Origin of the sequence: Janthinobacterium sp. B9-8 (genome assembly GCF_000969645.2) — a bacterium.
GTDB lineage: Bacteria > Pseudomonadota > Gammaproteobacteria > Burkholderiales > Chitinibacteraceae > Iodobacter.
Window position 1 is genome coordinate 519613 of sequence record NZ_CP014222.1, and the last position, 24652, is coordinate 544264.

Annotated in this window: 17 protein-coding genes, 6 tRNA genes and 1 pseudogene; 6 read left to right on the plus strand and 18 right to left on the minus strand. The window is 49.8% G+C overall.

Going from position 1 to position 24652, the window contains the following annotated elements; genetic code table 11:
• Nucleotides 1–216 precede the first annotated feature (216 nt).
• On the plus strand, nt 217–1704 hold the full coding sequence (locus tag VN23_RS02240) for a glycoside hydrolase family 13 protein (RefSeq protein ID WP_052746774.1): 1488 nt from the start codon (nt 217–219) through the stop codon (nt 1702–1704).
• 74 nt (nt 1705–1778) lie between these two features.
• Here VN23_RS02240 and VN23_RS02245 read toward each other — a convergent pair whose 3' ends face one another.
• The gene (locus VN23_RS02245; RefSeq protein WP_046353400.1) at nt 1779–2840 is read right to left on the minus strand and encodes a M35 family metallo-endopeptidase; all 1062 of its coding nucleotides are present in this window, start codon (nt 2838–2840) and stop codon (nt 1779–1781) included.
• Nucleotides 2841–3582: 742 nt separating this feature from the next.
• On the opposite strand from VN23_RS02245, the gene VN23_RS02250 reads away from it, so the two are divergent.
• The 3 genes from VN23_RS02250 (at nt 3583) to bioF (ending at nt 8446) form a co-directional block, all read left to right on the plus strand.
• A complete protein-coding gene (locus VN23_RS02250; RefSeq protein WP_082752558.1) occupies nt 3583–6540 on the plus strand; it encodes an HD domain-containing phosphohydrolase in 2958 nt (985 codons plus the stop codon).
• Nucleotides 6541–6563: 23 nt separating this feature from the next.
• Entirely contained in the window at nt 6564–7058 is a 495-nt protein-coding gene (locus VN23_RS02255; protein ID WP_046353399.1) for a molybdopterin-dependent oxidoreductase, read from the plus strand.
• 239 nt (nt 7059–7297) lie between these two features.
• Nucleotides 7298–8446 (plus strand): 8-amino-7-oxononanoate synthase, encoded by a 1149-nt coding sequence (bioF, locus tag VN23_RS02260; protein WP_046353398.1) that lies wholly within the window; start codon nt 7298–7300, stop codon nt 8444–8446.
• A 355-nt stretch (nt 8447–8801) separates the two neighbouring features.
• Here the strand turns inward: bioF and VN23_RS02265 are convergent.
• The 6 genes from VN23_RS02265 to VN23_RS02290 all read right to left on the minus strand — a co-directional run bounded on the left by VN23_RS02265 (nt 8802) and on the right by VN23_RS02290 (nt 9435).
• Nucleotides 8802–8885 (minus strand) — tRNA-Leu (locus VN23_RS02265).
• Nucleotides 8886–8930: 45 nt separating this feature from the next.
• Nucleotides 8931–9004 (minus strand) — tRNA-Cys (locus VN23_RS02270).
• A 42-nt stretch (nt 9005–9046) separates the two neighbouring features.
• Nucleotides 9047–9122 (minus strand) — tRNA-Gly (locus tag VN23_RS02275).
• Between the two features lie 24 nt (nt 9123–9146).
• Nucleotides 9147–9222 (minus strand) — tRNA-Gly (locus VN23_RS02280).
• A 36-nt stretch (nt 9223–9258) separates the two neighbouring features.
• Nucleotides 9259–9334, minus strand: a tRNA-Gly gene (locus VN23_RS02285).
• A gap of 25 nt (nt 9335–9359) precedes the next feature.
• Nucleotides 9360–9435 (minus strand) — tRNA-Gly (locus tag VN23_RS02290).
• Between the two features lie 263 nt (nt 9436–9698).
• On the opposite strand from VN23_RS02290, the gene nadA reads away from it, so the two are divergent.
• Together nadA and VN23_RS02300 are read left to right on the plus strand one after the other, a co-directional pair.
• Entirely contained in the window at nt 9699–10616 is a 918-nt protein-coding gene (gene nadA / locus VN23_RS02295) for a quinolinate synthase NadA (protein ID WP_046353397.1), read from the plus strand.
• 120 nt (nt 10617–10736) lie between these two features.
• A complete protein-coding gene (locus VN23_RS02300; RefSeq protein ID WP_046353396.1) occupies nt 10737–11786 on the plus strand; it encodes a bifunctional nicotinamide-nucleotide adenylyltransferase/Nudix hydroxylase in 1050 nt (349 codons plus the stop codon).
• A gap of 178 nt (nt 11787–11964) precedes the next feature.
• Here VN23_RS02300 and VN23_RS02305 read toward each other — a convergent pair whose 3' ends face one another.
• From VN23_RS02305 to VN23_RS02360, 11 genes and pseudogenes are all read right to left on the minus strand, one after another.
• Nucleotides 11965–12306, minus strand: a complete 342-nt coding sequence (locus VN23_RS02305) for a hypothetical protein (protein WP_156455099.1) — start codon at nt 12304–12306, stop codon at nt 11965–11967.
• 258 nt (nt 12307–12564) lie between these two features.
• Nucleotides 12565–13500, minus strand: a complete 936-nt coding sequence (gene rbsB, locus VN23_RS02310; RefSeq protein ID WP_046353394.1) for a ribose ABC transporter substrate-binding protein RbsB — start codon at nt 13498–13500, stop codon at nt 12565–12567.
• Nucleotides 13501–13755: 255 nt separating this feature from the next.
• Nucleotides 13756–14694 (minus strand): ABC transporter permease subunit, encoded by a 939-nt coding sequence (locus VN23_RS02315; protein ID WP_046353393.1) that lies wholly within the window; start codon nt 14692–14694, stop codon nt 13756–13758.
• A 2-nt stretch (nt 14695–14696) separates the two neighbouring features.
• Nucleotides 14697–16172, minus strand: a complete 1476-nt coding sequence (locus VN23_RS02320; protein WP_046353392.1) for a sugar ABC transporter ATP-binding protein — start codon at nt 16170–16172, stop codon at nt 14697–14699.
• Between the two features lie 306 nt (nt 16173–16478).
• Nucleotides 16479–16877 (minus strand): D-ribose pyranase, encoded by a 399-nt coding sequence (gene rbsD, locus VN23_RS02325; RefSeq protein ID WP_046353391.1) that lies wholly within the window; start codon nt 16875–16877, stop codon nt 16479–16481.
• Nucleotides 16874–17758 (minus strand): ribokinase, encoded by an 885-nt coding sequence (gene rbsK / locus VN23_RS02330; protein ID WP_046353390.1) that lies wholly within the window; start codon nt 17756–17758, stop codon nt 16874–16876. Before rbsK ends, rbsD begins: the two co-directional genes overlap by 4 nt.
• Nucleotides 17759–18163: 405 nt before the next feature.
• Nucleotides 18164–19471, minus strand: coding sequence for a GGDEF domain-containing protein (locus VN23_RS02340; RefSeq protein WP_046353388.1), 1308 nt, complete (start codon nt 19469–19471; stop codon nt 18164–18166).
• A gap of 208 nt (nt 19472–19679) precedes the next feature.
• A pseudogene (locus VN23_RS02345) lies at nt 19680–19934 on the minus strand (DUF2249 domain-containing protein); the annotation flags it as partial.
• Nucleotides 19935–20091: 157 nt separating this feature from the next.
• Nucleotides 20092–22434, minus strand: a complete 2343-nt coding sequence (locus tag VN23_RS02350; RefSeq protein ID WP_046353386.1) for a nitric-oxide reductase large subunit — start codon at nt 22432–22434, stop codon at nt 20092–20094.
• Between the two features lie 225 nt (nt 22435–22659).
• Entirely contained in the window at nt 22660–23976 is a 1317-nt protein-coding gene (locus VN23_RS02355; RefSeq protein WP_046353385.1) for an ATP-binding protein, read from the minus strand.
• Nucleotides 23973–24638, minus strand: a complete 666-nt coding sequence (locus tag VN23_RS02360) for a response regulator (RefSeq protein ID WP_046353384.1) — start codon at nt 24636–24638, stop codon at nt 23973–23975. Before VN23_RS02360 ends, VN23_RS02355 begins: the two co-directional genes overlap by 4 nt.
• Nucleotides 24639–24652 lie beyond the last annotated feature (14 nt).

A 24652-nucleotide genomic window follows, 5' to 3' on the forward strand; every position in this document is an offset into this window, starting at 1 on the left:
GTACTATATTTTTTCGTAATGTTATCATTTTACTTAAAATATTTGGAAGTTTGTTTGCAAGCTATGCCCAGAATGAATTACCTGACTTTGCCAATCAGCCCGCTACTTCCTCATATTTAACCGCGCACGACCGGGGTTTTTATTCAATAATCAATCCATCCTTCCCGCGTCAGCTAATCGATAGGGTTTACTGTCTTTTCCTTGCCCGAGTCCATCATGAAAAACACCCTGGATGCCGCCACCAAGCAAATGGCGAGTCAGATTATTTATCAGATTTTCCCTGAGCGTTTTGCCATTGGTGGCGGGCTTGCAAGTAGCGCAAAGCTGGCGCAGGCGGCGTATGCACATCCTGATGTCGTAAAGCGGGGCTGGGACGATACAACGCTGGATCAGCCTTGGGGCATGCAGTTTTTTGGCGGGGACTTGGATGGTATTCGGGATCGCCTGGATTACCTCGTCGAGCTAGGCATCACGGGAGTTTATTTAACGCCAGTGTTTACCGCCCCCAGCAATCATAAATACGATGCGGTGGATTTCTTTGCCATCGATCCGATGTTTGGAGGAGAAGCTGCCTTGCTGCGGCTGATTGAGGCATTACACGCCAAAGGCATGAGCCTGACGCTGGATGCGGTGCTTAATCATGTATCCGATAGCCATCCGTGGTTTTTGGCGGCTAAGGCAGGGGACGCAGCCAAGCGTGATTGGTTTAGTTTTGCAGACGATGGCACATATCTCTGCTGGCAGGATTATGGCCTGATGCCGGAGCTGAACCTAAGCAACCCCGCCGTTCGCGATGTTTTATACCGCCAGCCCGATAGCCTGGTGCAGCACTGGCTGGCTAAGGGGGTAGATAATTGGCGCTTTGATGTGGCGCAGGATGTAGGAATAGAAGTGGCGCAGGAAATGGCGACTATCATTGCCCAGCGTTTCCCCAACGCCGGTTTGCTTGGCGAGCTGAATGGTTTTTCGGGGAGTTGGTTTCAGGCCGGAGGCGGTTTTAAAGGCATGATGAATTACTGGTATCGCACCGCCACGCTGGCATGGCTGGCGGGGGAGATTGATGCGCTGCAAATGAATTATGCGCTCAAAGACGCCAGAGAAGCTTACGGTTTGAGTGGCCTACTCTGCTCATGGAATATGCTTTCCAGCCACGATACGCCACGGCTGCTGACTACCGTGGGCAGTGTAGAAAAAGCACAGCTGGCGCTGATGATGCAGTTCACCTTACCCGGTATCCCGCTGATTTATTATGGCGAAGAAATCGGAATGGAAGGCGGGGCGGACCCCGATTGCCGCCGTCCTATGCGCTGGAATCAGGCCGATTGGAATCATGGGCAGCGTCAGTTTGTGCAGCAGCTGATTGCTATTCGTCAGAATAATCCAGCGCTGCAATATGGCGATGTGCAGGTATTGGGCGATAGGTTGGCAGGCAATGCGCTGATTTTCTTACGCGCTACTGAGGTGATTGGTGAGGCGGCTTTAGTGATTGTGAATTTATCTGATCGCGCCTTACAAACCAAGCTATTAATCCCTTACTCTCACTGGTATGACGGTGTGCCTTTGCATGATGCACTGGGTCATGCCCCTGCCACCAAAGTGCAGGCTGGTAGTGTGATGCTTGATATTCCAGCGCAAACTGCGGCGATTTATTTACCTAGCGAGCCTTACCAGCATTACACCTTTTTTAAAGCGAGGAATCGTTGAGTTTGCTGCTGAGGCAGAAGCAGGTATTTCAGGCGGATCAATCAGGCAAAACGCCTGATTGATCCGCTTGCGTTTTAAGGCAGGTTCGGTGTGTTTTCAACAAAATACTCGTGTGAATCGGCATTCATAATGGCTTTGGCAGGATCGCTGATGGCGAGTTTTTTAGCACCGGATTGCCCGTAAACATTATCTTTGGTAGAGGCCACGGCATAAAAGTGGCTCATTTCATGCACCAAAGTGCCACCTTTGGAGTCGGTGCCCGTCATTGGGGCTGGCCAAAAGGCTTTGCATACGTAAATTTTGTAAGGCTGGCTAGGGTAAACGTAGGCATAGTAAGAATCTGTGCAGCCACAATCCACGGTAACCGCTTTATTCTGGAAGGCATCTTTGATCGCTACAAAATGGTTTTTTACCGTGGCATAGCGGGAAGAATCATATTTGCCAAACCAGGTGGTATAGCGCTGGCCGGCAGTGCCTGTGGATAGATAATCATTGCCACCCGCCGACATATTTTGCGCGGCGGTAAAGGCTGATTTCACTTGCGTTGCCTGGGACGCCGAGCATTTATTGAGGGTTAAGCCGCCAGCTAGAGTGGAGGGAGCTTGTTCTTCAATGACCGTGCCGCGTGGTAGGCTGCCATCTATCCATACCGAGATGGCATCAGAAGGGGCTACCGCCGCTTCTGTGCTGATAAGGCCTTTTGCATCTGGCTGAGTATGGGGCGTATCAATCTGATATTGAATGGTGTAATGACCCGTGGTGCGCATATCGTAGAGCGCAGATAACTCCACTTTTTGCTGATATATTGCGCCCGGTTTCAGCTCAAAATAGTCACTGGCTTTGGGCGCAGGGCGTTTAACCATTGGGCCTAGGTAAGTGACCGGCACACCATCACGGTAAATCTCAAATAGTGGCTGTTGGGCGGCAATAAACGGGGTATGCCATTTCAGAATATATTGGGATGTTGATGAAGTGTTTTTCATCGTGACATTAAGCAATATATCATCGCTTTCAATTAAAGTACTTTTATCTGTGCTTAGGCTGATTTGTATATATTTTGCTGCTGCATGGCTGCTGAAAGATAACAAACCCGCCAGTATGCTGGCGCAGATGTGTAGTCCATTTTTTATATTCATTCTTTACTCCGCTGATTAAGTGATTGACTAAAGAAAGGAATAAGCCTCTCTGCATATTTAAAAATAATTTAAAAATTAAATTGAGATATGCCAGATCACCTTAGCAAACAAATACAGTAGACGTGATGAATAACAATTAATTTCTTTAATTTAATGGTTGTTGCTATTTTTATATCTTAATAAGGTGGCATTTTTTATTTTATTGCTAATATGTGGGTTTATTGCATAGTATTGGAATATTATTTTAATCTAATTAATATTTTGAAAATTGAAGTTTTAAAGCTGGTTTTTTTACTTTAGAAATAGCACGGCTTACAAGCATCAGACAGGCAAGAAATCATAAGAAATGGTGACACTTTTGTTAAGTGCTTAGGTCTAGTGCGGCTTGCTCGATATTTGCCTGAATAAGAGGTGCAGGAGGATAAGTGACAAGATTGAGTAATCAAAATATTAGTCATTACTAGGTTGGAATTTAACTAAAAATTACAAGGATACTATTGTTTGTTCTGTGTATTTAGTAAGCAATGATCTAGTATAAGAAGGATAAGGCCGAGAGCAGTGCCGAGCTTCATCGTGATTAAATGAGGGTGGAAAGGGCCAGCTTGCAGGCGTTTACCTTGGCCAGCACGCTTGATGAGCTATAAAACTACAAAGTAGCACCCGCCCCTTATTTAAGAGCGCTGAGGCTTTTCTGCTATAAAATATAAAACGGCACGTCGCTCTTTAATGTTAAGGGGGATCTATGAGCGCAGGGCCTGTTTTAAGCGATTCGGCAGCGTCGCCGTCTTTATTTAGAATCCGCAGTGCCAGCTGGCCCATTCGGTTTTCTATCGCCACCGTGGTGGTGCTGTGCATGCTGGTGCTGGCGGTTGCAGTGATTGGAATTGGCTGGCAAGGCGCTCGCAGCACACTGCTCGATACAGCGGCCAGAACGGCGCGCGATGCCGGGCAGCTGATTACTGAAAAATCCCGGCGTATGCTCGAGCCAGCGCAAGCCACTTTGCGCATGCTGGTTGATGATCCCATTGCCAATGCCACAACGCCCGAAGCGCGCTTGCTGCGCCTTGGTACGCTTTCTGATGTGCTGACGGCCAATGAGCTGCTGTCATCTGTATATGTGGGTTATAGCGATGGCTCTTTTATGCTGGTGCGCCCGCTGGATAGAGCAGAAATTCGCCAAAAATTTAATGCGCCGCCCATGTCTAATTTTTTGGTGCAATCGGTGCAAAGCCAGCCTGATGGTCAGCTTAAAGGTGAATACCTGTTTTTTAATGCGGGCCGCAGCCTAATAGAGCGGCGAAGCCAGCCAGACTATCGCTACGACCCCCGCACCCGCCCCTGGTATAAATCATCCAGCCAGACGGCTGCTTCGGTTTTGTCTGAGCCTTATATTTTCTTTTCTACCCAGCAAATTGGCGTCACGCTCAGCCAGGCCAGCCAAAATGGGAAGGCGATTTTTGGGATTGATGTGGTGCTGGATGATCTGGCAAATAGTTTGGAAGGCTTGAAGATTTCGCCCAATACCCAGCTTGCCTTGGTCAACGAAAAAGGCAAGGTACTGGCCTATCCCGATATGAAAAAGGTGTTGATTAAGGCCGGTGATAAGTTTGATTTCAGTACGGTGGATGGTTTGGGCATCTCTAGTCTGAGCCGCCTTAATACTCTGGGCTTAGAAACGGGCAAAGTGGCTGCTTTTGATGTGGGTGGGCAAGAGTGGCTGGGGGCCGCTCTGCCGTTTGATGTTTGGCAGTCTGCAGGGATGCGTTTATTGGTTGCTGCGCCAAGTGACGATTTGCTGGGCGAGCTGCGTGGCAAGCTGCTGAATTTGATTTTTTTAGTAGTGGGCTTGGCGCTTGTGCTGATGCCCTTGGGCTGGTGGGCCGGGGCTAAAATCGGCAAAAGCATGGATAAGCTCACTGCGCAGGCGCAGCGCATGAGCCGTTTTGATTTTAGCCAAAGCCAGCTTAAAACGACCATGGTGCAAGAAGTGAATGATTTATCGGGTGTGATGAGCGATATGAGCCAGACCATTCAAACCTTTTTGCAAATTAGTCAGGATATGGCCACCGAGCCCAAAGTAGAGCACATGCTGAACAATGTGCTGAACCAGATGGTGATGGCTACCCGCTGTTTGGCAGGCGTTGTGTATTTGCTGAACCATGCCAGCCAGAAAATGGAACAGGCCGTGGTGCATGGCCATTTACACGGGCATGCCGAAGTGAGCTTTGTGCATATCGATCAGCAGCAGGCGATGCCGGTGATCCAGAAAGTGGCTTTGGGCGTGGCTGAAATGCAGATTGAGCTGCGCGGCCGCAGCGGCCAGCTGGAAGGCCTGCTGATTTTGCAGTATCAGGATGATGTAAAGCACGCTGATATCTCGTTTACTGAATTTGTGCACAAGCTGTCTGGTATGTTGGCGGTTTCGATTGAAACACGTCAGCTGATCGAATCCCAGAAAAATCTGCTTGATGCCGTGATCAGATTAATGGCCGACGCCATTGATGCCAAAAGCCCTTACACCGGCGGCCATTGCGAGCGTGTGCCCGAGCTGGCAGGCATGCTGGTCGATCAGATGGGCAGCGAGGTTAGCGGCCCTTATGTCCGCTTTAAAATGACGGAAGACCAGCGCTACGAGTTTCACTTGGGCGCGTGGCTGCATGATTGCGGCAAGGTAATTAGCCCAGAGCACATTATTGATAAAGCCACCAAGCTGGAAACCATTTACAACCGGATTCACGAAGTGCGCATGCGCTTTGAAGTGATGTGGAGAGACGCCGAGCTGGATCATTGGCGGGCGGTGGCTTTTGGCGGTAATGAAGCGGAGCTGCTTGTGCTGCTCAAGCAACGCCAGGCCGCTTTACAAGACGATTTTACTTTTGTAGCCCGCTGTAATGTGGGAGGCGAATTTATGGCCGACGAAGATATTGAACGGCTGAAGAAAATCGGTGGGGCAACGTGGCTACGTTATTTTGATAAACAACTGGGCTTGTCTGCTGACGAAAATCGTCGTTTGGGCGACTATGTACCGGAAAGATTGCCGATTGCCGAGCGCTTACTGGCGGATCGTGGTGACCATATTGTGCCTTGGGGCGAGCGTAAGCCTGCGGTAGAAAAAAACGATCCGCTTAATCATCATGGCTTTGATATGGATTTGCCTAAAAACGCGCAAAATATGGGCGAGTTGTATAATTTATCGATCAGGCGCGGCACGCTTACAGAAGAAGACCGCTTTAAAATTAATGATCATATTGTGCAAACCCTGATTATGTTGCGTGGCCTGCCTTGGCCTGCACAGCTAGCCAAAGTGCCGGACATTGCTGCTACCCACCATGAAAAACTCGATGGCAAAGGCTACCCGCGTCGCTTGTCGGCCGATCAGCTCAGCACCGCTGATCGCGTGATGGCGCTGGCCGATGTATTTGAAGCGCTTACCGCAGCCGATCGCCCGTATAAATCCCCTAAAACGCTGACCGAATCGCTAAAAATCATGGCCTTTATGGCCAAGGATCAGCATATCGATGCCGAGCTTTTCCGTTATTTCTTACACAGCAAGCTATGGCTGAAATTTGCCGAGAAATTTATGCGTAAAGAGCAAATTGATGAAGTAGATGTGGCAGCCATCGAAAAATTACTACCGGTAAAGGAAGAGTTGATGAGCGCTCAAGCTGTTGGCAATGTCGCTGAAAATATTAAACTTTAACCACGTAAAGGTGAGGTTTTTCTATGAAAAGATACTGCTTAGCAATTGTAGTAGCCACGCTGTTTGCTCTGCCTGCGCTGGCGCTGGAGCCGCCCACCGGCAAGGTGATTTTGACAATTTCAGGCAAAATTGGTGAGAAAAATGCGGGCAACACGGCCGTATTTGATCTGGCGATGCTAGAAAAACTACCTCAGCAAACTTTCACAACTAAAACCCCGTGGGAAACTTTGCCTATTAAGTTTACCGGCCCCTTATTACGTGATGTGCTGGCGGCTACTAAGGCCAGTGGCAACATCATTAAAGCGGTGGCAATCAACGATTACAAAACGGATATTCCGTTTGCCGATGCCAGGCAATTTAATATGATTCTGGCGCATAAAATGAACGGCCAGCCGATTCCGGTTCGCAGCAAAGGGCCTTTGTTTATTATTTACCCTTACGATACAAAACCAGAGCTGCAAGCCAAGTCTTATTACGATAAATCGGCATGGCAGATTAAATCTTTGAGCGTGGAGTAATGGCTTATATCCAAGATGTCATGTAGCGACTCTAAAAAAACCTTAAACCTGTAGACACAGAGAGTAGTGAGCACACGGAGCACACAATATTCAAATAGGCATGTTTTGCTCTGTGTCTGCATATCTTAGTGGGGTGCTGCTATGTAACATTCGCTCTAAATCGGTGTTGTTCAGGCTATGCCGTGCCTCTGCTTCTGGCTGCTGTTAGAATTGCCGCTTTCCCCCCGCCGGATTTTCCCATGCCTTTCTCCCAATTTGCCGCCAAGCTTGCTGAGCGCCAGCAAGCAGGTTTGCTGCGCAGTCGTCGTCAGATTGATAGCCCGCAGGGCGCGCATATTCTGGTTGCTGGGCGACAGCTGATTAATTTTTGCAGCAATGATTATCTGGGGTTGGCTAATCACCCCGCCGTGGTGCAAGCGGCGCAACAAGGCGCGGCGGAGTGGGGCGTGGGTAGCGGCGCGGCACATTTACTGGCTGGGCATTTTGGCCCGCATCAGGCGCTGGAAGATCGCTTGGCGGCCTTTGTAGGCATGCCCGCAGCGTTGGGCTTTTCGACTGGCTATATGGCGAATCTGGCGGTGATTACCGCGCTAATGGGCCGTGGTGATGCGGTGTTTGCCGATAAGCTTAATCATGCTTCTTTGAATGATGCAGTGGCCCTATCGCGGGCCGATTTTAAGCGCTATCCGCATCAGGATTTGGCAGCGCTAGAGCGATTGCTGGCAGCAAGCAGCGCGCCGCGTAAGCTAATTGTGGCCGACGCCGTGTTTAGCATGGATGGCGATATCGCACCTGTGGCGGCACTCTTGGCCCTAGCCGAGCAATACGATGCCTGGCTGTTTTTGGACGATGCCCACGGCTTTGGCGTACTCGGCGAGGGGCGAGGCACGCTGGCCGAGTTTGGCGTGGCATCCCCGCGTATTATTTATATGGCCACCCTAGGCAAGGCAGCTGGTGTATCGGGTGCTTTTGTTGCTGGTGAGCAGGTCTTATGTGATTGGCTGCTTAATATCGCGCACAGCTATGTATACACCACCGCTATGCCGCCGCTTTTATCCTGTGCCATGCAGGCCAGTCTTGATCTAATTGAGGCAGAGCCTTGGAGGCGGCAGCGTTTGGCCGAGCATATCGCGGCGCTTAGAGCGGGCTTGAAGGATTGTTGTGAGCTGCTCGATTCCAATACGGCCATTCAGTTGGTGTTGCTGCCTGATAACGAAACCGCAATCCGCATCGCCAAAGCCCTGTTTGAGCGCGGCATCTGGGTAGGCGCAATCCGCCCCCCCACCGTTCCCACCCCGCGCCTACGCATCACCCTATCTGTTGCGCATTCCAGTGACGATATTGCTGCCTTGATCAGCGAGTTAAAAGCGTTAATGGCTAAGCCATAATCCAGAAAATCAGGGATAAAAATGAGTAAAGTTATCCTGATTACTGACGCTAGCCGGGGGATTGGCGCGGCTATGCCATCTGTGTGAACTACCTGAAAAATCAGGCTATAGCTGAAGTGGTGGTTGAGGTCCGGCTTGAGACAGATTTTGATGGTTTTTGAGGAGAATAGTTGGTTGTTTAACGAAAAAAGTATCGAAACATAGGCAAGTCAGGTACCCACTCGATAATTTGGTTTTGCGGAACTAAAGTGAGTGAAAAAAGTCGGAATTTTTCCGGTTTTTTTCTTGGGCGGCAGGCAACAAAAAACCCGCTAAGCCTTAAGGCATGCGGGTTTGAAGTTTTACTGTTTGAGTGTGGTGCCCGGGATCGGACTTGAACCGATACGCCATAAGCGAGGGATTTTAAGTCCCTTGTGTCTACCAATTTCACCACCCGGGCTACAAGTAATAACAACTTGTATTTTTCACATCAACTAGCTGGTACTGGAGGCGGAGGCCGGAATCGAACCGGCGTAGACGGCTTTGCAAGCCGCTGCATAACCATTTTGCTACTCCGCCATGGTTACTAAAACAAAGGGTATTTTCTTTATTTTTAAAATTTGGAGCGGGAAAAGAGACTCGAACTCTCGACATCTACCTTGGCAAGGTAGTGCTCTACCAACTGAGCTATTCCCGCTGAGGGCACTGCTAATGCGTGAAGTGGAGCGGGAAAAGAGACTCGAACTCTCGACATCTACCTTGGCAAGGTAGTGCTCTACCAACTGAGCTATTCCCGCATACGTCATACATTGTACAACAACGAAACAAATGAGTGGAGCGGGAAAAGAGACTCGAACTCTCGACATCTACCTTGGCAAGGTAGTGCTCTACCAACTGAGCTATTCCCGCATTTGCACATTTACATCGGTATTACTGGAGCGGGAAAAGAGACTCGAACTCTCGACATCTACCTTGGCAAGGTAGTGCTCTACCAACTGAGCTATTCCCGCTTTGCTTCTTTTTTCTTTCTGCTGTTGCACCAGAAGAGGAGTCGCATTATGAAGATGAGGCCTTGCTTCGTCAAGCACTATCCGCATCTTTTTTAGCCAAATGGCGCAGTAAATAGATAGTGTATTGATATTTAAAGGCTAAGTTATGTTAGGCTTATGTCCGCTGACGCTTGCTAGGGATACTGGTGATGTTGTTTGTCGTTAGCAACACTTTATTTTTTATGCTGCCGGGATGACGGCGGCGTCACATTGGAGGATTTCCCATGTCCAAACGTGTAGTCACACTTGCGCATTATTATACCCAGCCTGAAATCCAACAAATGGCCGATAAAGTCGGCGATAGCTTAGAGCTGTCTTTATACGCTAAAGAATGCGGCGCAGATGTCATTGTGTTTGCTGGCGTGCGTTTTATGGCTGAAACCGCAAAAATTCTTAACCCGCAGGCCGAGGTGATTTTGCCTGCCAGCGGTTCTACCTGCTCATTAGTCACCCAAACCGACGTTGCTGCCTTACAAAAATGGCGCGAAGAGCACGCAGATTATGTGCATGTTTCTTATATTAACTCCTCTGCCGAGCATAAGGCTTTATCGGATTGGATTGTAACTAGCCGTAATGTGGATGACATTATCGCCAGCCTTTATGCCGAAGGTAAAAAGGTGGCGTTTTCGCCGGATCGCAATATGGGTGCCTATTTAAACTTCCAGTATGGTTACGATATGCCGCTGTGGAGTGCGGTGTGTGAAGTGCACGATAAATTCAACCAAGCCGCGCTGGATGAAGCATTTGCTGCCGTTGCAGGGGCTAAATATCTGATTGCTCACCCTGAAAGCCCGTTGCCTGTGTTGCAGCAGGCCGATTATGTGGGCTCTACATCGGGCATGCTGAACTGGATTAAAGCGTTTGATAAAGAGCCTGATGCGGTCATCTTTGTCGCGACAGAAGACGGCATTCTCTACAATATGGGCCTTGCCCGCCCTGATCTGAATATCAAGCAAGCCCCGATTTATGCGGGCTGTCAGTGCAATTCCTGCCCTTATATGAAGATGAATACCATTGATGCGGTGAAGCGCGCTCAAGCGGGCGAGGGTACGCGCATTGATTACCTGAGCGCGGAGCAAATGGACAGCGCCCGCTTGCCGATCGAACGCATGCTGGAATTCTCTAAGCGTTATTACCAGTAAGCAGGTTTTAAGTTATTAGGGCGGGTGTGTTACCCGCCTTTTTTTGCCTTTCAAGTTTGAAGCTTGTGATTTCTTTCGAGCTTCTTTCCGATATCAGATTAAATGACGGGTGATTGAATAATGCTGGATTACCTCGTATTTATTGGACGCTTTCAGCCTTTTCATCTTGGGCATTTGCAGGTGGTTAAGGCGGCTTTAGAGCGGGCGGGCAAGTTGATTGTGATTTGCGGCTCGGCTCGTCAGGCAAGAAATCCTCGCAATCCTTGGACAGTGCCTGAGCGCGAAGCAATGCTGCGTGCCGCATTGCCACCAGAAATGCAGGATAGGGTGTTTGTAGTGGGCTGCTCGGACAGAATGTATAACGATCAGCAGTGGGTTACCGAGGTACAAAGCCTTGTTGATAAAGTGATTGCGGTCGATACCGCTAGCCTTGGCAGCCGCGAAGCGCAATTTAAAGTGGGCATCGTGGGTAGTAGCCGCAGCAAGCATACCTATTACTTAGATTTGTTTCCGCAGTGGCAGCGGGTGGAGGTGCCTGAAATAATGGGTATTCATGCCTCGCAAGTGCGCCGTAATCTATTTGCAGATGGTGGGGCAGGGCTTTGTGCCGATAAATTGCCCGCGCCTGTCTACGCGCATTTGCAGGCGTTTCGCTTAGGCGAGGTTTACGCCAATCTGGAGGCAGAATGGCGCTTTGTGCAGGATTATCGCAAAGCGTGGTCTGTTGCCCCGTATCCGCCCACTTTTGTGACCGTGGATGCGGTGGTGATTCATTCCGGGCATATCTTGTTGGTGCGGCGTAAAAACCTGCCGGGGCGTGGGCTGTGGGCCTTGCCGGGTGGCTTTATTAATCAGGATGAATTGGTTAAAGATGCCGTGATCCGCGAGCTGCGCGATGAAACGCGTTTAAAAGTGCCTGCACCCGTGCTGGCGGGATCGATTCGCTCTTCTCGGGTATTTGATCATCCGCACAGATCCTTGCGCGGCCGAACCATTACCCATGCTTTTTTAATTGAGCTCACACCAACGGGCGAGGGCTTGCCTAAGGTGCGAGGCGGCGAAGATGCAGATCGGGCTAAATGGGTACCGTTATTTGAATTTAACCGCATGGAAGCCGAGTTGTTTGAAGACCATTTCTATATTGTGAATTGGTTTTTAGGGCAGATTTAGGCGCTTGAAGAGACGTTGTTCGGCAAGGTATGTCTGCTGCCCGTGCTCATAGAGATAACCATGCTGGGGTGTTTACATCAGCTGTTATGCAATGATCTGGCTAGCCTATAAATGCAATGCCCCGGATGATTTTGAAAATCATCCGGGGCATTATTTATTTGGCTTAAGCGCCGATTTTTTAAAACTGTAATTTGCGGCGGCGTATTAATAGCACGGACACGCCTAGGGCGACGAGCACATAGGTTTCTGTTCTGAGTAAGCTAGCGCTGCTGCCAATGTGGCTTAAGGAGTCGTTTAGCTTGGTTTTCCAGATACCTTGGCTAAAAGAGCGATCCGCTTTATTGGTGTTGGGCAGATTAAGGTTTGTCGCGATATTTTGCTCATTAAGCCGCAGCCACGTTTTGCTGCTATCTGCAGTACTGATTGAATAAAGCGATTCAAACTGCTCGTGCGACGTAAGCACGCTGGCATGGCTTGGGCTGGCAATCAAAAGGCTTAGGGCTAAAAAGAGCATACGCATGGCTGGTTATTCTCTGATTAAGTATTTCAAATAAAACGTAACTTTATTACGTATCATTTTCCATTTCTTAATCTCAGCTGACAATGGTAATTATTACAATTTCGTACTATTTACTTATTTGTGGCTTTCAATTATTACACTAAAAGGTAATTTTTGTAGATTTGGCTTGTATTTTTTTGCTTTTATGCCTTGTTTTATCAAACAAAGCGCAAAAAAAACCTGCATCATACGGATGCAGGCTTTTTGTTCTTTTACGATTTACTTAACTAGTTCTAAAGGTACAGGGATGTTTTTCTCTGGAGTTTGGCCGTCGATAATCTTTTTCGCCGCTTCAATCCCCATTTTGCCGATCAATTCTGGTTTTTGTTGCACAGTAGCTGCCATGCGGCCTGCTTTTACAGCCGCAACCGCGTCTGTTGTGGCATCAAACCCCACCACAACCACATTCTTTAGACCGGCAGCTTCAAGCGCTTGCACAGCACCCAAGGCCATTTCGTCGTTATGGGCAAAGACGGCTTTAATCTTTTTATTGCCTTGCAGGATGTTTTCCATCACAGACAAGCCTTTAGCGCGATCAAAGTCAGCAGGTTGCTTGGCGGCTACTTTTACGCCTTTTTCTGCATCTACCCCGGCATGAAAGCCCTGGCCGCGTTCACGCGCTGCGGAGGAGCCGGCAATGCCTTCCAGCTCGGCAATTTCGCCTTGCTTGCCAATTTTTTCTAGCAGAAACGCCGCCGCCATTTTGCCGCCAGCCACATTATCTGAAGCAATATGGCTGATGATTTCGCCACCGCTGATGCTGCGATCCAGCGTAATCACGGGGATTTTTGCCGCATTGGCTTGTTTGACTGCAGACACCAGCGCATCAGAGTCAGTTGGGTTAATCAGAATTACTTTTACTTTTTTCTGGATTAAATCTTCGATGCTGGCAATTTGCTTGGCCGCGTCGTCTTGCGCGTCCACGGTAATCAGCGTCAGGCCATTGGCCTTGGCGGCTTCCTCAGCACCTTGTTTTAAGGTGACAAAGAAAGGATTGTTTTGGGTGGAAATTGCTAAGCCGATGGTATTGCTGCTGGCCGCTGTGACGGGAGGAGCAGATGCCTCAGGTGCTGTGCTTTCAGGGCCTTGCTTAGAGCAGGCAGAAAAAGCCAGAGCCATTGAGGCGATCAGAAGGGGTTTGAGCCAAGTTTTCATGTTTAAAGCCTTGTGTGTGAAGGACTACGACATTAGCACTGGCGACTTCTGCGCCATTGAGTGCTTCTTTTTAGCCAAGCGATGGAAAGCTTGGTTTGAAAAAAATTAGAGAGGGCGGCCACATGTAGGGCGGGTGAAACCCGCCGTTTTTTCCGCATTTCATCTCAAAGTCTGGCGGGTTTCACCCGCCCTACGAATGATGCAATGCTTGCAATTGATGCACATAAGCAGGTTTATCGCGAGCCCCGCAGCCCTTTATTTCTTTGCACTTCTATCCAGTAATACTGCCAGCAGGATCACGCTGCCTTTAATGACTTGCTGGTAAAATGATGACACAGATAGTAAGTTTAAGCCATTATTGAGAACACCGATCAATACCGCACCAATCAGTGTGCCGACGATCCAGCCTCGGCCACCCGATAAGCTGGTGCCGCCCAAAACCACGGCTGCAATGGCGTCCAGCTCGTATCCCATGCCGGCATTAGGCTGGGCAGAATTCAGGCGCGAGGTGAGGATCACGCCTGCTAGGGCGGATAAGCCACCAGAGAGGGTGTAAACCCAAAGTTTGACGCGATTTACTTTTACGCCAGAGATGAGTGAGGCTTCTTCATTGCCACCCACTGCATAAACATGGCGGCCAAAGACGGTCTTTTTTAAGATAAACCACAGGGCTATAAAGGCGATCATGGTGGTAATCACCGGCACAGGAATCAGATTGGCGATATAGCCCGCACCCAGCATCGAGAAAAAGTCGCTATTAAAACCAGTGATGGGGCGGCCATCTGAGGCGACTAGCGCCAAGCCGCGAAATACCGTCATCGTGCCTAAAGTAGCAATAAAGGGTGCCACTTTGCCGCGGCTGATAATGATGCCATTGACTGCGCCGAGCGCAGCGCCTGCCAATACGCCAAATAATGTTGCGAGCACCGGATCAACGCCTGCCGCCATCATGCTGGCAATGGCAACGGAAGAAAGCGCTAGCACTGCGCCTACGGATAAATCAATTCCGCCTAGCAAAATCACAAACGTCATACCAAAGGCAATCAGGGCATTGATCGATACTTGGCGCAGCACATTCAGCAGATTATTGACGGTGAGGAAATCACGGCTCATCACCGACAAAACGCCGGAAATAAGCAGCAGTGCGAGTAGGGGGCCCAGCTTTTGTAGCGTGGCTTTTTGGCTTTGGTTCATGATTATTGGCCTCCGGTGGCGGCGTGCATAATGGATTCTTGGGTGGCCGTTTTCGCGTCGAAAATGCCAGCGCTTTGTCCTTGGTGCATCACAAGGATGCGATCGCTCATGGCGAGCACTTCGGGCAGCTCGGATGAGATCATCAAAATAGCGACGCCACTGGCGGCCAGCTCATTAATAATGTGGTAAATCTCGGCCTTGCCGCCTACATCAACCCCTCGGGTGGGCTCATCCAGGAAGAGCACCTTGGGATGAATGCCCAACCATTTGGCAAACACCACCTTTTGTTGATTACCGCCTGATAGTGATTTCACTTCCAGATCAGCATCACGGGTTCGGATAGACAGCTTACGTATCATTTCGCTGACGTTTTTACTTTCGGCATTGTGATCAATCATGCCCATTTTATTAGGGGCATTGGTCAGGCTGATGTTTTCTTTAACGGATAAACCCAGCACCAAGCCTTGTGATTTTCTGTCTTCAGTGACATAGCCGATGCCGTGCTCAATCGCTTCAATGGCTGATTTGCAATGAATAGGCGCACCATCCAGCCAAATTTGCCCGGCTGATTTGGCAGAGAGGCCAAACAGGCTATGGGCAATTTCGCTGCGCCCTGCACCCATCAGGCCCGCTACGCCTAGCACTTCGCCCTGGCGAATTTCAAAATTAATACCGCTGATGGTGTGATCATCTGCGAGGTTTTCTACCTTAAAGCGCACAGGGCCAAGGGCTGCGGTGCGCTTGGGGTAACGATCGCCAATTTCACGCCCCACCATCATTTTGACGATTTCATCAAAACGCGTTTCTTTGATCACACGGGTGCCGACAAATTGCCCGTCGCGTAATACCGAGATGCGATCGCAAACCTGAAAGATTTCTTCCATCCGGTGCGATACATACACAATGCCTACACCGCGCGCTTTTAAATCTTGCATCAGCTTAAATAAAACTTCGATTTCTCTATTGCTTAGCGCGGCCGTTGGTTCATCCATGATTAAGACTTGTGCGTTAAGTGATAAGGCTTTGGCAATCTCCACCATTTGCTGCTGGCCAATAGATAAAGAGCCTGCTTCCTGATCGGGGTCGATATTGCTAATGCCTAAGAGCGCCAGATATTCGCGGCAAAGCGCGCGCATTTCGCCAGACTTAAGCCAGCCGCCACGGGTTTTTTCACGGCCTAAAAATAGATTGTCCATCACCGATAATTCACGAATCAGGTTGAGCTCCTGATGAATAATGGCAATGCCTAGCGCTTCGGCCTCTTTGGGGCTATGAATCGCCACTTCGCGGCCATCCACCTGAATACGGCCAGCATCGCTTGGGTAAATGCCGGTGAGGATTTTCATCAGCGTCGATTTACCCGCGCCGTTTTCACCCATCAGCGCATGGATCTCACCACGCTCCAGCGCAAAATCCACGCCTTCCAGTACCTTAACCGGGCCAAAAGATTTATTGATGCCTTGCATTTGGATCAGCATACGAAAGCCTTGGTTTTTAATGAGTGACGGTGTTTTAAAAAAAACTTCAAAAAGGTCTGTAGACACTGAGCTAAAAAGAGCACACGGAGAACACAGAGAAAAAAAACTGCTATTTGTAGTGCGTAAGACGAACCATGAGCGATGTAGCTAGGCAAGCACTTATTCTTTGGCGTAATCGACAAACTCATCACTCAAGCCTTACGACCTCTATGTTTTCTTCTCATGCTTTTCTCAGTGTGCTCTGTGTTCTCAACGTTCTTTGTGTCTACAAAACTTAGGTTTTTACTCCGCTTCCTAAGGAGAGCCTTAAAAAATCACGCCAGAATGCAGGATGATGTTGGCGTAGGGCGATGCTTCGCCGGTGCGGATTACGGCTTTGGCATTGTGGCAAAGCTGTTTGAATTCTTCATGGCTGACAAAATCAATACTAATGCCTGACGATTGCATGGCTTGTGCCTGAGCTGCAACTGTTGGATTTGTTGCCAAGCATTCTGTGGCAAACACAGCACGTTCTACTTGCATGTCGCTAAGGATTTCTTGCAGTGTGTCTACAAAGCTAGGCTGGCCGAGTTTGAGTGCCAGATCGATACGCTCTACATGGTCTGGAATCGGCAGGCCGCAGTCGGCAATCACAATGCTGTCGGTGTGGCCCAATCGGGCGAGAACGCGAGCGAGCTCGCTATTTAAGATGCCGTGCTTTTTCATGATTGCTTCTTTAAAAATTGTTCGAGTTCTGCAAGGGTGGGCATGCCGCCCTGTGCGCCAGCGCGGGTCACGGATAATGCACCTGCTGCGCTGGCTCTCTTTGTGGCCTCGCTGATGCCCAGTTGCCAGAATGTGGCGAGCGCGCCGTTAAAGGTGTCGCCCGCTCCGGTGCTATCAACCAGATCAACCTTAAAGCCTGCTTGATGTTGAAGCTGCCCCCCTTGATTAAACCAGGCGCCGTCACTGCCCTTGGTCATCACCGCCGCGTGCTTGGCCAGCACGGTTTTCCAATCGGCCCCTGATTCGCCCAAGGCTTCCAGTAGCTCAAATTCATTGGGGGTGAGCAGGGTGCAAAGCGCCAGTAGTTCGGCAGGCAGCGCTTGTGCGGGGGCTGGATTCAGGAAGAAAGGTTTGCCGTGCTTTTGGGCGAGCTTCGCTGCAGCCAGCACAGTGTCTAAGGGGATTTCAAGCTGGGCCAGAATCACATCGGCATCGATAAAAGCGGGTTCCGCTGCGCTGATATCGCTTGGGCTAAGCTGCATATTTGCGCCTGGCACCACGACAATGGCGTTATCTCCAAGGCAGAGTGTAATCAGCGCTACACCGGTAGCGGTATCCGGGCTGGTTTTTAGCCAGCGGGTATCAATGCCTTCCGCCATGAGGCCTGCTTTTAGCGTTTGGCCGAATTCGTCATTGCCGATACAGCCCACCATTGAAACCGAAGCACCAAGGCGCTGCGCAGCCACGGCCTGATTCGCCCCTTTGCCGCCCGGATGCGTTGCAAACTGCTCGCCAAATAGTGTCTCACCCATACGGGGAAACTGCTGGGTATGGACGACTAGATCCATATTAATGCTGCCAACGACGACTACTTTTGTCATGTTGCACCTTTATTTTTTCTGATTACGGCTTGATTTGTGGGTAATGCTAAACCGTACGCAGCAAAAAATATAGATCTAAATCAAGAAAATGTAGTGCTTTTAATCGAACTACGGGATTTTCCTGATGGGGATAGCTCTGGGGTGGTGGTTTGAGAAATGTCTTTGGCATTAATGGGTTTGGAAAGGCGTGTTAAGTGGAGCGAGCAAGGGAGTTGGCTGGCGATTGGGCTATCTGTAATAAACATGCAAGGTGTAGGGAGGGAAAAATGCTTTATCTTGCCCGCGCAGAGAAGGTGCAAAACCCATATCAAATGTTTTAACTTTGCACCTGTATTTCTTCGTGAAACGCTGCGTTCTGCTGTGAGCTCGGTGTTTCAAGGCTTGGGCTTTGCTGCGTAATATCCTTTACTTTGCAACCTCCACCCGATTACGTCCGCCTGCTTTTGCGCGGTAGAGTGCCAGATCGGCTCTATGGAGGGCCGCTTCAAAGCTTTCGTCTGTTTGCCGCTCTGCTACACCAAAACTGCAACTTAGGGTGATTTCTGACGGCCAGTTTTGGCTAAAGAGCCATAAGCGTAGTTTTTCTGCGAGCAGCTCGGCTTGTGCTAAGCCGCTGTACTGGCAAAGTAAGATAAATTCTTCGCCGCCAAAGCGGATTAGTTTTTCGCTTGGGCGAATTTGCTGCTGAATATGCTGGGCCAGCAGGCAAAGCACTTGATCTCCTGTGCTGTGGCCATGAGTATCATTAATTTTTTTAAAGTGATCGATATCAATGAAAATAATGCAGAGCGAGGCATTGGGTGGCTCACTTGCAAGCAAAACGTTAAGCCCTTCCCGATTAAATGCCGAGGTGAGTGGATCACGCATATTGCGTTCTGTCAGTAATTGATTCGTTTCTTTTAAGCGTTCTTGTGCATTTTTTAAGGCCTGCTGCTGCTTATTACTACGCTGTAAAGCCCGCATTGCACGGCGTAATTCTGTAATTAGCCACAAGGCGGCACTGCCTCCCCATAAGAGGAGAAGCAATAATTGCAAAGTATTATTACTAATCCATTTTCCGCTTAATTCGATATAGGCCAAATCAATCTGGTGATTGGTTTTTTTGGGGAAAAGGCCGGTGGCCACGCGAATTTCCCTGATATTGCTAAATTCATTATCAGCCCATTTAGGCGGTATTTTTTTGTCTGCAATCCACCAGGATGCCACATTAAATTGGCTCCAGCTTAAGGCATGCGTGCTCCAGCCGATGGCACCGGGCAGGTAAATTTCTGTAAATTTCTGGCTGCGGTAATCATTCTCCACGCTATATTCGGGATTAAAATTAATCATTACCAGATTCACTTGTTCACGCGCATCCTGATAGCGGTAGTGGATGGTGATTTGTGTGTATTTGGAAAAATCAATGCCTTGGCTACCATTGCTTAAATCCAGATCAATCGAGCAGTAAGGGGAGCGATGCCCCTCATTGAGCTGGCAGTCCAAGCGCCAGTAATCCGCGGTGTAGGTAAGCAAACCTATGCTTTTGCCACCTTCGGTATCTCTATCGTCGCTGGCACTGATTTTTGTAAAATTGCTGGGGTCAAAGCGTAAAGATAAATTCATGCCATAGTGCTGCCACAGCAATAAAGTGATGGTCAGCATAATTAACAGGCCAAGCACAAAATGAATCGGTTGAAGAATGCCCCACTGGGTGACTATTTTCTGCGCTGGCATGTTCAAACCTTATAATTGCATTAGCTTGCAGTATTGATTTGAAACGCGCAAATGGCTAGTCCAAATAGGTCACTTGTTGGGATTCGCTGAGTGTGCAAAACAGCATTTTGATGCTTTTTCTGCAGTTTAATTTTGATAGCATTTATTCCCCGCTACACGCACATCCACCGCTGCCACACCCTTCACCCGCTGCTGCTTCTGGTTTAGGTTGAATTGAAAAATCAATCACAATTGCCTCATGATCGCGCTGAATATATGTGGCTTTAACCTGGCCTTGATAACGTTGCTCAATTTGCGCTAATAAAGGCAATGGATCGTGATCATTAATAAAGCGCATCGTTTCGCCTTCATTGAGCGATTCGATGGCCCCAAAGATGGCTGCATGGCGAAAGCGCTTGGCGATACCGCGCGCATCAAAGCCGTATACGCCGTCTAATTGAGTGGGGAGGCTACAGTTATGCATGGTGATTCCTTTTAATTAAAAATATGGCGTAGCTTGGGTTAGCGGGTTTGTTCGCCTATTTGAGGCGGACAAACCTGCTTTACCCAACATTTAGGTGCATTGGCTTATGCGATAAAACTTGCTAACCCAAGCTACAAATTTATTTAAAACAATTCTCTCAAGCATCTACCAACTTGCCCGTAGGCACAGGCATACGATCTCTGCCCAGTAGTTTCAGGGCAAATACGGCGAGATACACCACGCCTACCGAGAACACGATATCGCCTGGTACACGTAGCCAGACTAAGGTTTCCATCACAGGTGAGTGGATAATTTCAGCAGAGCGGGCATACCACAGGCCGTGTTCTACGCTGGCAATGGCCTGGTAAATGCCGGATGGCAGCAGCGACATAAATACCATCATAAATAGGCCAATATTCAGTGACCAGAAAGCGGGTTTCAGCAGCTTGTCATTCCAGTTGGCAGCAGGAGCAAGGCCGCGTAAGCAGAACAACATTAGGCCGATGCCGAGCATGCCGTACACACCAAAGAGCGCGGCGTGAGCGTGGGCTGCGGTCATATTCAGGCCTTGCACGTAATACAGCGAGATAGGCGGGTTAATTGCAAAGCCTAGCAAGCCTGCGCCGACGGTATTCCAAAACCCTACGGCGACAAAACACATGATTGCCCAGCGATATTTAGCCACCCACGGTGCGGCTTGGTTATGGTGATAGGTTTGATAGGCTTCTGCACCAATCAGCGCTAAAGGCACGACTTCTAAGGCTGAGAACATCGCGCCAACTGCAATGACGCTGGTTGGTGAGCCGGTAAAGTAGAGGTGATGCAGCGTGCCTAAAATACCGCCAAATAAGAACACAATCGTTTCAAGTACAATGGCACGGTTGGCCGATGCGGCGCGGATTAAGCCTAAGCGGCTGAGCAGCAGGGCAATCACGGCGGTGGCAAATACTTCAAAGAAGCCTTCTACCCACAGATGAACTAACCACCAGCGCCAGTATTCAATCAGCGCGTAATGGGTTTTTTGGCCCCATACCAAAGATGATGCGTAAAACAGGCCGATACATACCGCAGAGATAAACACCATGGCGATCAGGCCTTGGCTTTCGGATGGTTTACGCAGCGCAGGCCATAAGCCACGGCCCAGTAAGCCAGCCCAAATTAGCAGGCCAATAAACAGCAGCACTTGCCATACACGGCCCATACTGGTGTATTCTAAACCTTGATTACCTAGCCAAAAGCTATAGCTGGTGCCCAAGCGCTGTAAGGTGCCGACCCAGCCACAGGCAATCGATCCAAGCACAATCAACAGCAGGGCATAAAACAACACATCCACACCGAATTTTTGAAACTTAGGCTCTTTGCCGCCTAATACCGGCGCTAAAAACAGGCCTGTTGCCAGCCATGCGGTGGCAATCCATAACACGCCCAGCTGGGTGTGAATGGTGCGGCTAATGGTAAACGGCAGCACTTCTGCCAGCGGAATCCCAAAGAAGCTACCGCCTTCTACTTGGTAATGCGCAGAAACAATCCCCATCCCAACTTGCACCAGCAGTAAACCAATCACCACATAGAAATACTTCATGGTGGCTTTCATCGACGGCGTCAGCTTGAGTGTGACCAGCGGGTCGTTTTCTGGGCAAATCACCGGCTCTTCATCGCGGTGCATTTGGTGGAACAAGATCATCCCGGCAATCCCAGCTAGCAATAAAATAATGCTGGCAATCGACCAAACGCTGGTACCTGTGGTCGGGGTATTGGCTACCAGCGGCTCGTGCGGCCAGTTGCTGGTGTAGGAAATAGCCTCTTCAGCCCTAGGGGGATTTGTGGAGGGAGAAAGCGTATCAGCGGCGGGACGATTGGGGGTGTAGGAAATATGATCAATGCCGGGGCGATTAGTGGTGGCCGACCATGCCGACCAAAAGAAGAAAGCGGGTAGGGCTTTCAAGTCGTCAGCATTTTTAATCGAGCCAGAAATCATCGCGTATTGCTCGCGCAGCTTATCTTGCGAAGCATCTGTACCGAATAGGCCCATATAGTGCTGCGCTACTTGCTCGATTGCCACGGCTCTATCGGCTTGAATAGTGAGCGTATCGCTGGCTTTATCGTAAGTGTTGCTACGCATCACCGAGATTAAGCGCGCATCCAACGGCGCTTGCTCTTCGCGGCTGAGCTGGCTGTAGTCTTTTTTAAACTGCTGCCTTGCCCAGATTTCACGCAGAGTAATCGCCTCGCGGTGCAGCCAATCGGCCGACCAATCTGGCGCCACATAACTGCCGTGCCCCCAAACCGAGCCCATCTGCTGGCCACCAGCTGACAACCAAGCCTCCTGCCCCCGCTGAATTTGCTCGCCGCTATACAGCAGCTTGCCGGTACTACTTAAAACTTGTTGGGGAATCGGCGGTTTCTCTAGGTAAATTTCCCGACCTATCCAGCCGAGCACGGCAAAAGACAGGAAGAAAATGACCGCAAGCGAGCGCCAGAGATTGCGCGTTTTATGCATGATGTGCTCCGGATGGGTGAGGCGTATTGGGATCTATATGTGCATAATATATACCTATTTTAAAAAGATGCAAATAATATGCATATTATTGGCGTGGGTAGGGAGCGGGGGTAAAAGCGAGTGGGGTGCAGGCATCCCCACTTCACATTCCAAGTAAGCGCAGCAACGCTTGGCAAAGTACGCTGCCCGCCTATGCCGCTTATTATCAAGTGCTTTTGAAGTGATTTATCTCAAAATTGGCAAGGTGAGCGTGGCTTTAATGCCGCCGTTTTTATGCGGGCTTAATTCGAGCTTCCCATTAAAACGCTTGGCGATGGCGGCTACGATGGATAGGCCAAGGCCGCTGCCTTTGGTGCTGCTACGCCGCCAGAAGCGCTGGGTGACTAAGGCTAGCTCGGCGGGCTGAAGCCCCGGCCCTTGGTCGATGATGCTGAAACAGATTGCTGATTCTAAGTGCTGTGTTTCCACTCTTACTACGCTATTGGCTGGGGAGTAATTCAGTGCGTTATCTAGCAGATTACGCAGCGCCGTTACAGCAAGAGCTTGGGGCAGGGCCAGCTGAGCTGTGGCTATTTCGCCTAACTGCACCCGCTCTGGTTGCTGGGGGGCGGCGTCTCTGATGGCTAGTTTTAAGATCTCGTTAGCAGAGGTGCTTTGCCCGTCATCCCAGCAAAAATCGCCTTCAATCTGGGCCAGTGTCAGTAATTGCGTCAGCGTATGCTGCAGCCTTGCCACGCTTTCTTCGGCATAATCTAAAGCGGTTTTTGCTTCTTCGCCCTCGGTAATGCGGGCGACTTGCAAGTGGATTTTGATGGCGGTGAGCGGGGTGCGTAATTCATGCGCGGCATCGCTGGTAAGCTGGCGTTCCCGCTCCAGCGTTTGCTCTATGCGGCTGAGTAATTGATTTAAGCTGTTTACTAAAGGCAGCAGGTCTTTGGGAATATGCTGGGTAGAGAGCGGGCTTAAAGTTTGCGGCGCTTTGCCTGCAAGGGCTTGGCGAATTTTCTCTAGTGGCAGCAGCCCTTGTCTTACGCCAAACCAAAGTAAAAGCAGGCTGCCAACAAGTGCCGCCATAAAGGGCAGTGTGGTGGCAAATAGCACATCGTGCAGCATTTGATTTCTTTCGCTTAGCCGGTCGGCGGTGGTGACGCGCAGGCCGAAGGCTTCGATGGTGTAGCTGCGCCATTGCTCTTTATTGATGGTTAAATCAGTAAAGCCCAGCGTTTCAGAGCGAGTGGCATTGGGATGCGTATGATCGGTGCGCGCCAGCACTTCGCCACGCAAGGAGCTGATCTGGCAGGCTAAGCCTTTGCCTGCTGGCAGCAGCAGGGTATCGCGTTTTTTACCTTTGGCCGCAGCATCCCAGGCAGCGGCATTTTGCGAGATGAGCCCTGCTACCATTTGCGCCGACATGCTTAAGCGTTGATCCAGCGAATTGCGGATTTGCCGGTCCAGATTATATAAAGTCCAGGCCGTTACGCCGCCCCATAGCAAGCTTAGAGAGATACCAATCAGCAGTAATAAGCGCAGGCGCAGGCTCATCGTTTTACTCCGCCGTAGCGATAGCCCATGCCGCGGATGGTCTCGATAATCTCGCCGCCTAATTTGCGGCGCAGATGATAAATATGCACATTGAGGGCATTGCTTTCGATTTCTTCGCTGAAATCGTACAGCCGGTCTTTGAGCTGCTCGGCGCTAAGTATTCGTTCTTTGGCTTGCATCAGAGCAGCCAGCAGCGCCATTTCCCGTCGGGATAAGGGTATGGCTTGCTCATGCAGGCTGACATGGCCCGTAGCGGGGTTGAGCTTTAATGGCCCATCTTCGATCAGATCAACGCAACGCCCGGCAACACGCCGCTGCAAGGCGTGTAAGCGGGCGACTAATTCGTCTAAATCAAAAGGCTTCAGCAGATAATCATCGGCCCCTCGTTGCAATGCCATTACTTTGTCTTTTACTGAATCACGCGCGGTCAGCACAAGGATGGGTAAAACGATGCCTTTTGCTCTTAAACGTGGCAGGAGTTTCATGCCGTCTTCGTCAGGTAAGCCAAGATCTAGAATCAGCACATCGCAATTTAAAGTGGCAAGCGCAGCCTCTGCCATTGCGGCACTCGCCACGCTGTCTACCGTGAATTGATGGGCCCGCAAGCCCGCTTTAATGCCATGGGCAATTAATTCGTTGTCTTCTACCAGCAGCACGCGCATGGGTGATTTTTCCT